Annotated in this window: 8 protein-coding genes; 5 read left to right on the top strand and 3 right to left on the bottom strand. The window is 73.8% G+C overall.

Annotated elements, in window-relative coordinates; all coding sequences use genetic code 11:
• The first annotated feature begins 136 nt into the window (after nucleotides 1-136).
• Genes WMF45_RS48660 through WMF45_RS48645 form a run of 4 tightly spaced genes read left to right on the top strand, consistent with a single transcriptional unit; the run spans nucleotide 137 to nucleotide 7,826 of the window.
• Nucleotides 137-1,780, top strand: coding sequence for a SulP family inorganic anion transporter (locus WMF45_RS48660; protein WP_437713973.1), 1,644 nt, complete (start codon nucleotides 137-139; stop codon nucleotides 1,778-1,780).
• Between the two features lie 55 nt (nucleotides 1,781-1,835).
• Nucleotides 1,836-4,892: a YbcC family protein gene (locus tag WMF45_RS48655; protein WP_437713971.1), complete on the top strand. Its 3,057-nt coding sequence runs from the start codon at nucleotides 1,836-1,838 to the stop codon at nucleotides 4,890-4,892.
• Nucleotides 4,882-6,324 carry a proton-conducting transporter transmembrane domain-containing protein gene (locus WMF45_RS48650; protein ID WP_437713969.1) on the top strand — a complete coding sequence of 481 codons (1,443 nt, stop codon included), beginning with the start codon at nucleotides 4,882-4,884 and terminating at the stop codon, nucleotides 6,322-6,324. Before WMF45_RS48655 ends, WMF45_RS48650 begins: the two co-directional genes overlap by 11 nt.
• Nucleotides 6,321-7,826, top strand: a complete 1,506-nt coding sequence (locus tag WMF45_RS48645) for a complex I subunit 4 family protein (RefSeq protein WP_437713967.1) — start codon at nucleotides 6,321-6,323, stop codon at nucleotides 7,824-7,826. The genes WMF45_RS48650 and WMF45_RS48645 overlap by 4 nt, the downstream gene beginning before the upstream one ends.
• 3 nt (nucleotides 7,827-7,829) lie before the next feature.
• Here the strand turns inward: WMF45_RS48645 and WMF45_RS48640 are convergent, their stop codons facing one another.
• From WMF45_RS48640 to WMF45_RS48630, 3 genes are all read right to left on the bottom strand, one after another.
• Nucleotides 7,830-8,261 (bottom strand): hypothetical protein, encoded by a 432-nt coding sequence (locus tag WMF45_RS48640; RefSeq protein WP_437713965.1) that lies wholly within the window; start codon nucleotides 8,259-8,261, stop codon nucleotides 7,830-7,832.
• 319 nt (nucleotides 8,262-8,580) lie between these two features.
• Nucleotides 8,581-10,005 (bottom strand): SIR2 family protein, encoded by a 1,425-nt coding sequence (locus WMF45_RS48635; RefSeq protein WP_437713963.1) that lies wholly within the window; start codon nucleotides 10,003-10,005, stop codon nucleotides 8,581-8,583.
• 84 nt (nucleotides 10,006-10,089) lie between these two features.
• Entirely contained in the window at nucleotides 10,090-11,229 is a 1,140-nt protein-coding gene (locus tag WMF45_RS48630; RefSeq protein WP_437713961.1) for a hypothetical protein, read from the bottom strand.
• A gap of 306 nt (nucleotides 11,230-11,535) precedes the next feature.
• On the opposite strand from WMF45_RS48630, the gene WMF45_RS48625 reads away from it, so the two are divergent.
• Nucleotides 11,536-13,344: a sigma 54-interacting transcriptional regulator gene (locus tag WMF45_RS48625; RefSeq protein WP_437713959.1), complete on the top strand. Its 1,809-nt coding sequence runs from the start codon at nucleotides 11,536-11,538 to the stop codon at nucleotides 13,342-13,344.
• Nucleotides 13,345-13,347: the final 3 nt, after the last annotated feature.

Genomic DNA, 13,347 nt, shown 5'->3' with positions numbered 1-13,347 from the left:
CGCAACAGCGGCTCGCCGGCGCGCTGGCCACGTGTGCGACGAGCCTGGAACGAACCTGGGCGACAACCCACCAGCGGTCGGAACGACGACTGCAGGACTTTCGTCCTGCCCGCGCATCCGAAGGTCGAAAACCACCATGCCCGTGCCCAAGATCCCGGACCCACCACCAGAACCTTCGCTATCCACGTGGAAGAGCGATCTCGTCTCGGGGTTCCTCGTCTTCTTGATAGCGCTCCCGCTCTCCCTCGGCATCGCCATGGCGAGCGGGTTCCCCCCCATCGCAGGCGTGCTCACCGCCGTCGTCGGCGGCGTGATCGCCACCTGGCTCGGCAGCGCGCAACTCACCATCAAAGGCCCGGCAGCGGGGCTCATCGTCATCGCGCTCGGCGCGGTCCAGGAGCTCGGCGGCGGGGACAACGCGACGGGCTACCGCCGCGCGCTCGCGTGCATCGTCGTCGCCGCGGTGGTGCAGATCGCCTTCGCGCTCGCGCGCGCCGGCACCCTCGGCGACTTCTTCCCCACCTCGGTGGTGCACGGCATGCTCGCGGCCATCGGGATCATCATCTGCTCGAAGCAGATCCACACGCTCCTCGGCGTCACCCCGACGGCCAAGGAGCCGCTCCCCCTGCTGCTGGAGATCCCGGCGAGCGTCGTCCGGCTGAACCCCGCGATCGCCCTGATAGGCGTCCTGTCGCTCGTCCTCCTGTTCGGTTATCCGGCGCTGGCCAGGAGAACACCATGGATGCAGAAGATCCCCGCGCCGCTCCTGGTGCTCGCGGCCTCGATGCCGCTCGCGCTGGTCTTCGACCTCGAGCACAGGCACACGTACACCTTCTCGGTGACGGACTCGATCTACACGATCGGGCCAAAGTTCCTCGTCAACCTGCCGGGGAGCCTGGTGCAGGCGATCGCCTTCCCGGACTTCAGCCAGGTCGCCTCGTCCGCGTCCCTCAAGTATGTCCTCATGTTCGCCCTGGTGGGAAGCATCGAGTCGCTGCTGTCCGCGAAGGCGGTCAGCTCCCTCGATCCCGAGCGGCGCAGCGCTGATCTCGACAAGGACCTGCTCGCCACCGGCGTCGGCAACCTCGTCGCGGGCATGCTGGGAGGGCTGCCGATGATCTCGGAAATCGTCCGCAGCTCCGCCAACATCGGCTACGGAGCGAGGAGCCGGCTCTCGAACTTCTTTCATGGCGCGTTCCTCCTGGTCTTCGTCGCCTTCGCGCCGGGTCTCATCCACAGGATCCCGCTCGCCGCGCTGGCCGCGATGCTCACCTTCACGGGCGTCCGCCTCGCGTCTCCCAGGGAGTTCGTGCACACGCTCCGCATCGGCAAGGAGCAACTCGTGGTCTTCGTCGCCACCGCCGTGATCACCATCGCGACCGATCTGCTCGTGGGCGTCGCGGCCGGCATCGCCGTGGAGATGTTCATCCACGTGCTCAACGGCGCGCCGATCCGGAGCCTCTTTCGGCCCGACATCGAGGAGCGCGTCGACGGCGAGCGGCTTTTGCTGCGCGTCAAGCAGGCCGCCGTCTTCAGCAACTACCTCTCGATCAAGCGGAGGCTCGCGCGGCACCCCGACGCCACGGCCGTCGAGATCGACTTCGCCGACACCCGCCTGGTCGATCACACGGTCATGGCCAACCTGCACGATCTCAAGGCCACCCTCGAGCGCGAGGGACGGAGGCTGACGCTCTCGGGCCTCGGCGACCATGGTCCGATGTCGTCGCACCCGCTCTCCGCGCGGAAGAAGGTCGTGCTCGCACCCGCGATGAGCCGCTGAGCTTGCGCGGCGGGCATGAGGCAACTTTGAACGACAATACCACTCCACGATTGACATGAACGAACCAGGTTCGACGTTCGGCGCAGGCGAAGCTCCAGAAGAGCGACTGCGCGCCCTCCTCCAGCACGTCGGTCATTTCCTGCCAGCACAGGGGCCGATCGGCGTGTTCGTCCACCACAACACGCTGCACGCGTTTCAACACCTGCCGTTCCACGACGCGCTCGCCGCGGCGAGCGCGCTGTTCGAGGCAGAGCCGTACCTCTCCGAGGCGGAGTTCCGCGCGCACATCGCGTCGGGCCGCATCGACGACCAGGACATCGAGGCGGCGCTCGCCGAGCGCTTCGCCGAGAGGCCTGACGAGCGCCGAGGCCCGCTGTCACGCATCGAGATCGAGCGCCTCGCGCTGCGCTTCCCCATCGAGACCGCTACCCAGGCGGGGCTGGGGTGGCGCATCGCCGAGACGGGAGCGACGCGCGAGCTCCGGCCCGATCTGCCGTCCGGGCCGTACCACCGCCTCCTCGTCTATACGGAGCGCTGGCTCGCCGAGCGTCCCCACGCCGCCGCGCGCCTCCTGGACCAGGGCGGCCGTGACCCGGAGTCCCGCGCCGCGCTCGCCCTCTGGGACGCCTGCCGCGGCGTGCCGCTGCCGCCGACGGAGCCCGCCGAGCCGCCGCTCGTCGATCGCGTGGGCGTCGATCGATCGCACCGCGATCTCCTGCTCGCGATCACGGGGGAGGATCCGGCCGAGCTCATCGATCCGCCCTTCATCCGGCTCCTCGGCGCCTACCTCGACGAGGGCGTCGCGCACTGGGCGATGCCGGACCGCGCGCAGGGGCTCTTCCGCGCGTTCCGCGGCCTCGTGCTGGAGGGGTCGAGGCCGGCCGGCGCGCACTTCGCCGGGCTCGACGCGGAGCTCCGCGCGATCGGGGCGAACATGCCGCCAGCCGCCGTGGCCGTCGCCGCCCTGCGCGACCTCGGCGTCGCAGAGCAGCGCTGGGAGGGCTACGTGACGCGCGTGCTGCTCGAGCTGCCGGGCTGGGCGGGCATGGTCCACCGCTTCGAGCACACGCCGAGCGACCGGCCCGCGGGCGCGCCGCCGGCGTCGCTGCTCGAGTACCTCGCCGTGCGCCTGACGCTCGCCCGGTACGCGCTGCGCGACGTGGCGCGCCGGAGGCTCGGGTACCGGGGGCCCCTCGCGGGGCTCGTCGAGCACGCCCGGCGCGCCGCGAGACCCGTCGAGCCGCCGCCGCGCTCGCCCGACGGCGACAGGCCCTTCCGCCTGTTCCAGCTCGCCCAGCTCGCTGGGCTGTCGGTCGCCCAGATCCAGCCGCTCTCGGCGGCGGATCGCGTCTGGGCGCTCGAGGTGCTCGAGGGCCTCGACGAGACGGCGCGGCGGCGCCTCCTGCACGAGGCCTACGAGCACCACCACCGGGTCGAGGTGCTGCACGGCATCGCGGCGAACCTGCGCCGTCCGGAGGAAGAGCGCGCGGTCCGCTCGCCCCGGTTCCAGGTCGCGCTCTGCATCGACGACCGCTGCGAGGGGCTCCGGCGGCACTTCGAGGAGCTCTCCCCGCGGCACGAGACCCTCGGCATCGCCGGGTTCTTCGGCGTGCCCATCCGCTACCGCGGGCTCGACGACGCAGGCCACGCGAGCCTCTGCCCTGTCAACGTCGCGCCGGCGCACGAGATCGTCGAGCGACCCCGCGAGGAGGGCGCCGCGCTCGTCCGGAAGGCGCGGCGCAGGCGCTGGGCGCGCTTCGTCCATGCGCTCGGGCACGGGACCCGGACCCTCTCGCGCGGCGTCTTGCTCACGCCGACCCTCGGGCTGTTCTCCACGATCCCGCTCGTCGGCCGCACCCTCTTCCCGCGGGCGTACGCGCGGCTGCGCCGCGCGTTCGAGCGCCGCCTCCTTCCGGCGGTGCCGACCCAGCTCCACAGCCCGCACGAGGAGGGGACGGCGCAGGGCCGCGGAGGCGGGGCCTTCACGGCCTCCGAGAAGGCCGCGCGGGTGGCGGCGACGCTCGAGATCATGGGGCTCACCCGGCGCTTCGCGCCGCTCGTGGTGATGCTCGGCCACGGCTCGATCAGCGTGAACAACCCGCACCAATCCGCGTACGACTGCGGCGCGTGCGGCGGCCGCCACGGCGGCCCGAACGCGCGGCTGTTCGCCGCCATGGCCAACGACCGGGAGGTGCGCGCCCAGCTCCGCGAGCGCGGCATCGACATCCCGGACGGGACCTTCTTCCTCGGCGGGATGAACAACACGACGACGGAGGAGATCGTCCTCTACGACGATCACCTCGCGCCGGCGTCGCACCGCGGCGAGATCGCCGCGCTCAAGGACGCCCTCGGCGAGGCGCGCAAGCGGCACGCGCACGAGCGCTGCCGTCGCTTCGCGTCGGCCCCGGCGCGCCTGAGCCCCGAGCAGGCGCTCGCGCACGTCGAGGCGCGCGCCGTGGACCTCAGCGAGGCGCGGCCCGAGCTCGGCCACGCCACCAACGCCGTCTGCGTGATCGGCCGCCGCGAGCTCACCCGCGGGTTGTTCCTCGACCGCCGGGTGTTCCTCGTCTCGTACGACCCGACGCAGGACCCCTCCGGCGCGATCCTCGAGCGCGTCCTGCTCTCGGCCGGGCCGGTCGGGGCCGGGATCAACCTGGAGTACTACTTCTCCCGCGTCGACAACCTCCGCTACGGCGCCGGCACCAAGCTCCCGCACAACCTCGCCTCGCTGCTCGGGGTCATGGACGGCGCGCTGAGCGATCTGCGCACCGGCCTGCCGAAGCAGATGATCGAGATCCACGAGCCGGTGCGCATGCTCACCGTCGTGGAGACGAGCACGGAGACGGCCGCGGCGATCTGCGCGCGGCAGCCGGCGCTCCGCGAGCTCATCCACAACGGCTGGATCCAGCTCGCCTGCCTCGATCCGGCGACGGGCCAGATCGCGCGCTTCACCCGCGGCGCCTTCGCGCCGTTCACGCCCCCGGAGCGCCCGCTGCCCGAGGTGGCGCGGTCGCTCGACTGGTACGCGGGCAAGAGCGGCTTCGTCCCGCCCGCCATCATCCGCGCCACGCCCTCGCGGCCCTCCCTGGAGATCGCCGACCATGCTGCCTGACCTCGTCCTCGGCAAGCTCACCGCGCTCGCTGTGCTCTCTCCGGCGGCGGCCTTCGCCGCGCTCGGCGCCTTCCTGCTCCTCCTGCGCACGCCGAGCGAGCGGGTCGTGTCGGGCGTCGTCCTGTCCTCGCTCTCGATCTCGCTCGCCGCCTCGCTCGTCGTCTGGGGCTCGTCCGTCCTCTCGCCCCACGCCTTCCTCCCGGTGGAGCTCGGGCACTGGTTCGAGGCGTCGGGCTACGCGTTCGACGTCGTCCTGCTCGTCGACCGGCTGTCGGCGACGATGATGGTGCTCGTCTCGCTGATCGCGCTCGTCGCCGGCAGGTTCTCGGTCGCGTACCTGCACCGCGAGGCGGGGTTCGCGCGGTTCTTCCTGCTCCTCGCCCTGTTCTCGGTGGGCATGCTCGCGCTCGTGTCCGCGGGGAGCCTCGACCTGCTCTTCATCGGCTGGGAGCTCGTGGGCGTGACGAGCGTGCTCCTCGTGGCCTTCTTCCACGAGCGCGCGGCGCCGGCGCGGGCGGCGCTCAGGGTCTACATCACCTACCGGCTCTGCGACGTGGGGCTGCTCGTGGGCGTGGTGCTGATGCACGAGATCGCGGGCTCCTCCCGCTTCGGCGAGGTGTTCGGCGGGGCCGCCTGGCCCGGGCCCGCCGCCGCGATCAGCGCCTCCGGGGCGACGGCGCTCGCGCTGTGCCTCTTCCTCGCCGCGATGGGCAAGAGCGCGCAGTTCCCCCTCGGCAGCTGGCTGCCGAGGGCGATGGAGGGCCCGACGCCCTCGAGCGCGCTCTTCTACGGCGCGATCTCGATCCACGCGGGCGTGTACCTGATGCTGCGCGCGGCGCCCGTGCTCGAGCGCTCGCCCGCGGCGAGCGCGGCGGTGGCCGTCGTCGGCGCGCTCACGGCCGTCCACGGGACGCTGGTGGGTCGCGTGCAGGCGGACGTGAAGAGCGCGCTCGCGTACGCGACGATGTCCCAGGTCGGGATCATCTTCGTGGAGATCGGGCTCGGCTATTACAGGCTCGCGCTCGTGCACCCGTTCGCGCACGCGTGCCTGCGGTGCCTGCAGATGCTGCGCGCGCCCTCGGCGCTCCGCGACGCGCAGGAGATCCGGGCCGCGCACGCCGGCGACCCGCTGCCGCACCTCGGGATCGCCTCCCGCCTGCTGCCGGCGCCGCTCGTGCGGCGCGTGTACTGGCTCGCCCTCGAGCGCTTCCACGTGGAGGCGCTGCAGCAGCGGTTCATCGCGGCGCCGTGCATGCGCCTCGGGCAGGCGTTCGACCGGCTCGAGCGCCGCTGGGTCGCCGCGCTGAGCGGCGTCGCCGAGCGTGAGCCCGGCGGCGCGGTCGCCGGGAGCGCGCGCGGCGAGCGCGCGGGGGCGGCGGCTCCCGCGGTCGCCGCGGCCGCCGCGGCCGGCGCGAAGGAGGCGCGATCATGACGATGTTCCTGCTCCTCTCGGCGCTCGTCCTCGCGCCTGCGCTCGCCGCGCTGGCCGCCTCCCGCGCGCGCGGCGACGATGCCGCCCGCCGCGTGGCCCTCGCCGGCGCGGCGCTCACCCTGCTGCTCGCGCTCGCGGCGCTCGCGGTGTTCCACGCAGGCGGCGGCGTCGCCCTCGACGCGATGGGCCCGGCGATGCCGCTGCTCGGCGTGCGCCTCCGGCTCGGCCTCGACGGCTTCAGCGCCTCGCTGCTGCCGCTGCTCGGCTTCATGCTGCTCGCCCTGATCGCCTCGGGCCCGCGCGCCGCGCTCGACCGGCCGAACCTCGCGGCGCTGCTCGCCACGGGCAGCGCCATCCTCGGCGTCTACTGCGCGACCGACCTCGCGGTGCTCGCCGTGGCGTGGGTCGCCGCGCTCCTGCCGGGCGCGCGCCTCACCTCCGGGAGGGGCGCGTCCGATCAGCTCCTCCGGCGGACCTACCGCATCTTCTTGATCGGCGGCGCGGCGCCGCTCGTCCTAGGGATCGGCATCATGGCCGCGCTCGCGGCGCGCCGCGGCGCGGCGCTGCCGTTCGACATCCAGGAGGTCGCCCGCGCCGGCATCCCGGAGGCGTGGCAGTCGCCGCTGCTCGCGCTCATCGGCATCTCCGTGCTGATGCGCATGGCCGCCGTGCCGTTCCACGGCTGGCTGCCGGTGCTGCTCGAGCGAGGGCCGATCGGCGTGACCGTCCTGCTCGCCGAGATGCAGGTCGGCGTCTGCGTGCTGGTCCGCGTGGCGGTGCCGCTCCTGCCCGATGCCTGCGCCGAGCACATGCCGTTCCTCGCCGTGCTGGGGCTCATCAGCGCCGTGCACGGCGCGATCCTCGCGCTCACGCAGACGGATCTCCGTCGGATGATCGGGTACCTCGTGGCGAGCCAGAAGGGGCTCGTGCTCCTCGGGATCGCGTCGATGAACCCGCAGAGCGTGAGCGGCGCGCTGATCCAGAGCTTCGGCCTCTCGATCGCGGTCACCGGGGTGGCGATGGTCGTCTGGGCGATCGAGGCGCGGACGGGCACGGCGGACATGAGGGAGCTCGGCGGCCTCGTGGCGAGGACGCCGCGCATGGCCGCCTTCTTCTTTCTGCTCGCGTTCGCGGCGATCGGCTTCCCAGGGGCGCTGACGTTCATCGGCGAGGATCTGCTGCTGCACGGGATCCTGCACGTGCACGCCGTGCCCGCGGTGATGATGCTGGGCGCGACGGCGCTCAACGGGATCACGATGTTCCGCGCGTTCCAGCGCACCTTCCTGGGCCCGATCCCGCGCGGCCGGGCGAGCGCCGCCGCGATCACGCCGCTCCTGTTCCGCGAGCGGGCCGTCCTGCTGTCGATCCTGGCGCTCATCGTGACCCTGGGCGTCGCGCCGTCCCGGCTGCTCGCGCAACACGCGCCGGTGGTGGAGCGCGTCCTCGCGTCGGTCGGCGACGGCAGCCCGGCGAAAATGTCGCCTCACGCGCGGGCGGAGTGAGCGCTAAAGCGCTAGCAGGCGCCCCAGCAGCGATCTGTACCTGCGCAGGGCGAGCCGGAGCTCCTCCGTCGACGCCTCCGCTCGCCCGGGCTCGCCGTCGATGAGGCGCTGCAGCGTGGCGCGCTCCTCCCGGAAGCTCTGCGTGACCCGCTGGATCACCTCGTTCACGAGCGCGTCGGCCTGCTCGACCGAGAGGCGCGGCGCTTCGATGAAGCCCGCCTGGATCGCGCTCCAGCGCTCGGACAGCTCGCGCGCCTCCTCCGGCGTGAGCACGGGCGCGCGCTCCGGCCAGGGCTCTCCGGTGGGCCCGCCGCGCGCCGTGTAGACGGCCGGCTGGCGGCCCGACTCGGGTGGGATCTCTTCGTCGGCGAACCGCGCCTCGGGCTGGCTGCTCTCGCGCGCCGTCACCATCCGTTCTCTGTGCAATGGGCTCACGATGGCCACCTCTCCGCTCGTTCGCGCTGTGCGCCCAGCGGGCATAGCAAGCCGCATGCGCGTCCCGATGTGCATCCGCGCCCGCTGCGGCGCGCGCAGCGCGACAAGGCCAGAGGGCCGGAAGAGCCCGAGAAAATCCAGAGAGCCCTCCGGGCACGCCGGGCTGCTCGGCGCCGATCACGCGGAGCGGCGATCCTTCACGAGCCGATGAGGCGGAAGAGTACGGAATACGCCCGGCGCCGGCCGAGCCGCCGCTCGCGCATCCCGGAGCCGCCGCCCGAGCGCGGCAGGGTCGCCGCCCGGGCGAGGGCGCGCAGATTCACCTCAGCGACGGGCGCAGCTTCGTCACGACCGCGCGGATCTCCCGCACCACCTGGAGGAGCGCCTCGTCCTCGTCGGGCCACTTGGTCACGGGCTTCTTGTCCCGCGGCACCGCCTGGAGCTCGGCGAAGCGCGTCGTCTCCCAGTCGCAGGGGCGGAGCAGGATCGGCACGACGACGGCCTGCCCCGCGGCGCGCCGCTCCATCGCGCGCGTCACCTGCGCGTCGCCCTGCTCGGACGCGAGGTAGCTCGCGCTCACAAGGAGGAGGACGAGGTCGGCCGCCTCGAGCTGCTCGCCGATCGCGCGCTCGGTGTCCTCGCCCGGGTCGATCTTCCCGCTGTGCCACGGCGCGATCAGCCCCTCCCGCCTGAGCGGGGTCATGTGCGCCTCGAGGCGCGCGAGGAGCTCCGCGTCGCGCGAGGCGTAGGAGAAGAAGACGCGCACCGGCCGCGGCGCCGCCGCTGCGCTCGGGGCCGACGTCTGCGACGCGGCGATCGCCTTCACGAGCGACGACGGCAACGTGGGCGACGACTGCTGCTGGGCCCGCGCACCGGCGCGCGGCGGCGCGGCCGCGTGCGGCGGCGCAGCGGCCTGCGGCGGCGGCGGAGGCGCCGCGCCCGGCTCCAGGCCGAGGAGGACCTGGGCGACCTCCGCGTGATCGCCCGCCTGGTTCTCGTAGACGATGAGCCGGACGCCCGACTCCTCGAGCAGCCGGCGGCGGAACGGCGGCACCCCCTTCGGGAGCAGCGCGAAGTGCATCGGCGGCTGCCCGCCGGAGAGCGCGCGCACCCGGGCGAGCGTCTGGTCGATGTTGTCGTCGGCGAGTCCGAAGCCCACGAACAGGATGGAGTGCGTGCGGTAGAGGGCGCCGAACGCGTCCTGGAGCAGGGGCGACCCGAAGATCGCCCGGTCGTACTGGTCGCGCGAGAACACCCAGGTGTCCCACGCCCGCAGCGTGCCGTGCAGCTTCAGGATGAAGCACCTGTCCATGGCGATGTCGCCCGCCGGCCGATCGACCATGCGCCACTCGCCCTGGAACGCGCGCTCCAGGAAGCGATCGATGTTCGTGGTGAGCACGGCCTTGAGCTTCGGCTTGAGCGCGGCGATCGCCCGCGCCAGCTCCGGCACGTCGCGGCCGGTGTCGTCGAGCTCCTTGTCGACCGTCCAGTTGAAGTCCTGCGGCCCGAGCGCGAGCCTCGCGGCGGAGAGCGCGTTGATGAGCTGGTTCGAGGAGATGTACTGCTGGATCTCGTCGATGACCGCCGGATCCGCGCTCCGCCGCCGCGCCCGGTCGCGCAGCTTCTCGGCGAGCTGCTTCCAGGTGGGCATGCCCGCGGCCGCCGAGACGCCGGCGCCTGCGAAGACGATCAGGTTCCCTGACGTGTAGCGCTCACGCAGCTGCTCGAGGATCTCTTCATCCATCAGCGATCACGATACCGCGGATCTGCGCCAGCGGGCGGCGCCCGCCGCATCCTCACCGCGCCGCACCCTCACCGCGCCTCACCCTCACCGCAGCGGCGCGGAGCGCCGCTCCGTGGCGAGCGAGAGGCCGATCCCCAGCCAGGCCCCCTCGACGGCGCCCGCCTCGCCACGGGCGCCCTCGTAGCGCGCCGGCCGGAGCACGATCCCCGGGTCCAGCGTGAGGCCGAGCCACACCGGGCCGCCCAGCCGCGTCTCCACGCCGAGCCCGAGGCCAGCGCGGGCGGACCACGTATCGCGCTCGCCCGCGATGCCATCGACGGAGACGGCGGCGGGCAGCCTGAGCGATGCGACGGAGGCGGTGGCGCCTATCGAGAGGCGCCACGAGGCGGCCAGCCAGAAGCGGTAGTCGCCCGAGAAGCCCGCCTCGATCCAGCGCAGCGGCTCGCCGCCGGACGGCTCGGCCAGCAGGCGGGCGAACAGCGACTCCGTGAGCCGCAGGCGCCGCAGGCCGAGCGCGAGGCCGGCCCCGCCGAGCACCCGCGGCCCGCCCGAGACGACCGCCGCGTAGGGACCGGCCGAGACGGACAGGGTGTCGAGATCGCGCGAGGCGAGCTCGACTTCGTCCTGCGTGGGGCGCCGCGGCGACGGCGGCCGCCGCGGGGCGCGCGCGCGGCGCATCTCGGCGAGGATCATCTCGGAGGCGGCGATCGCCACGAGCCGCGCCGCCACGTCCGAGGTGAGGCCGGAGACGGCGATCTGCCGCCGCACGACCGCGCGGCCGTCGAGGCGCACCTGGATCTCGAGGCGCGCCGCGGTGGGCCGATCGACCCACACGGTCGCGACGCGGTCGCCGAGCGGGCCGACGGGCTCGGCGGCCAGCGCCGCGCCGTCCGGGAGCTCGATCTCGAGCAGGCGCCGCACGCGGACGCTGGAGACCTCCTCCGCCGCGCCGCGCGACAGGGCGACGCGCACCTCGATGGGCGCCGCCGCGTCGGGCAGCCGCGGCGCGGCCGGCGCGGATGCGCGGCCCGTGATCGCCACGACGGCGCGCGGCTCGGCCGCCGCGGCGGGGAGGGCAGAGCCCAGCAGGAGGACGAACGCGGCGAGGGCGAGCGCGGGCGGCTCCCGGCGTGGGGCGCGCCCCGAGCGCAGGCGGCGGAGGCCCGTCCTCTGCGGCGGCTTCCGCGCCGGAGATGATCCGCTGGGCATCCTCGCACGGGCCATCGGGGTTCCTGGCCACATACCCTGTTGTCATCTGAATTGCCTCTTTCTTGTGGTCCGCGACCACGTCGCCGAGGCTGCGCCGGCCGAGCGATTCCACCGCGACACGCCCGTCGAGCGAGAGCGGCCGCGCGCTCGTAATATTTCGTTGCTGGCGCTCTCGTCACGCCGTGTCCCGCGCCGAGCCTCCGGGACTCCCACCCCCGCCAGCGTGCTTCCACATCGCGATCCACACGCCGCTCGCGAGATAGAAGCGCGCCGCGCGCGCGCGTTGTGCGGCGTGCCGCCTCGAACAATACTGACGCGTCGATGCGTCCGCCCCCCGACCCGACCGAGGAGACGAAATCCTTCGCGGCCGCGTCCGCGACGCCCGCCGGAGCGCGCCCGCACCTGCTCGTGATCCAGGGCGGATCGTCGTCGCGCTTCTTCCTACCGGCGAGCGGCGCCGTGCTCGTCGGGCGCGCCGCAGAGGCCGATCTCCGCATCGAGAGCAGCGCGATCTCCCGGCGGCACGCGCGGCTGATGGTGGCCGACGGCGAGGTGCGGATCTCCGATCTCGAGAGCCACAACGGCGTGCGCGTGAACGGCGAGCGGATCGAGGGGGCGCGGGCGCTCCGCTCCGGGGACGTGATCACGCTCGGCGAGATCGCGCTGATCCTGCGCTGCGAGGCGCGGGTGAGCCGGCGGGTGGCGGACGCCGCGCAGCTGCGCCAGCGGCTCGAGGAGGAGATCGAGCGCGCCGCCGATTACGGCTCTCCGCTCGCCGTGATCGCCGTCCTGCTCGGCGATGGCGCGCGGCCCGAGGCGGGCCAGCGGGCCATCTCCGCCGTGCGCCTCATGGACACCGTCGGCCTGGGCGGGGCCGCGCAGCTCGCCGCGGTCGTCCCGGAGCTCACCGGCGACGCCGCGCTCGCCGCCGCGACCGACCTCGTGGCGGCGCTCGCCCCGGTCGCGCCGGCGCTGCGCGCGGGCGTCGCCTGCCTCCCTGCGGACGGCTGCGACGCCGACACGCTGCTCTCCGTCGCCCGTGCGGCCGCCGAGGCCGCGACCCCGGGCGGCCTCGCCTCCGCGGCGGCTGCCACGGTGCGGCACCGGCTCGGGGAGCAGGCGCTGCTCCTCGCGGATCCCGCGATAATCCGGCTCTACGATCTCATCCGGCGGCTCGCCCAGAGCGACCTGCCTGTCCTCGTGCTCGGCGAGACGGGGGCCGGCAAGGAGAACGCCGCCGCCGCCGTCCACCACTGGTCGCGGCGGAGCAGCGGGCCGTTCGTCCCGCTCAACTGCGCCACCTTGCCCGAGGCCCTCGTCGAGAGCGAGCTGTTCGGCCACGAGAAGGGGGCCTTCTCCGGCGCGGCCGCCGCGAAGCCGGGGCTCCTCGAGCGCGCCAGCGGCGGCACCGTCTTCCTCGACGAGGTCGGCGAGCTGCCCCTCGGCGCCCAGGCGAAGCTCCTGCGGGCGCTCGAGGCGAAGCGCATCACGCGCCTCGGCGACGTGCGCGAGCGCGAGGTCGACATCCGCGTCGTCGCCGCGACCAACCGCGATCTCGAGGCCGAGTGCAAGGCGGGGCGCTTCCGGCAGGACCTGCTCTTCCGCCTCGGCGCCGCCACGGTCGACCTGCCGCCGCTCCGGCAGCGGCCCCGCGAGATCCCCATCCTTGCGCGCGCGTTCCTGGCGGAGGCGCGCGAGCGGCTCGGCGCGCCGCCGGCCGAGCTCTCCGACGCGGTGCTCCGCCTGCTCGCCGCCCACGCGTGGCCGGGCAACGTCCGGGAGCTGAAGAACGCCATGGAGTTCGCGGCCGCGACGATGCAGGGCGACCGGGTCGAGGTCTGGGATCTCCCCTCGCGCACAGCCGGGCGGGCCGCCGAGGAGCAGCCCTCGCCCGGGACGGCGACGGCGCCGCCGGGCAGCGCGCCGCCGCCTGCGGCCGAGCTCCGGCGCTTCGCGCCCATCGCCGAGGAGCTGCGGCAGCTCGAGCGCCGGCGCATGGAGGAGGCGCTCGAGGCCACGGGGGGCGTGCAGACCCGCGCGGCGGAGCTCATCGGCATGCCGGTCCGCACCTTCGTGTTCAAGGTGAAGCAATACGGCCTCTCTCAGCGAGGGGCGAAGCCGAGATCGTGAGCA

Origin of the sequence: Sorangium sp. So ce448 (assembly GCF_051520915.1) — a bacterium.
GTDB classification, from domain to species: Bacteria; Myxococcota_A; Polyangia; order Polyangiales; family Polyangiaceae; genus Sorangium; species Sorangium cellulosum_B.
Note: the sequence above shows the minus strand (reverse complement) of the source record. Positions and strands in the feature narration are given on the sequence as shown.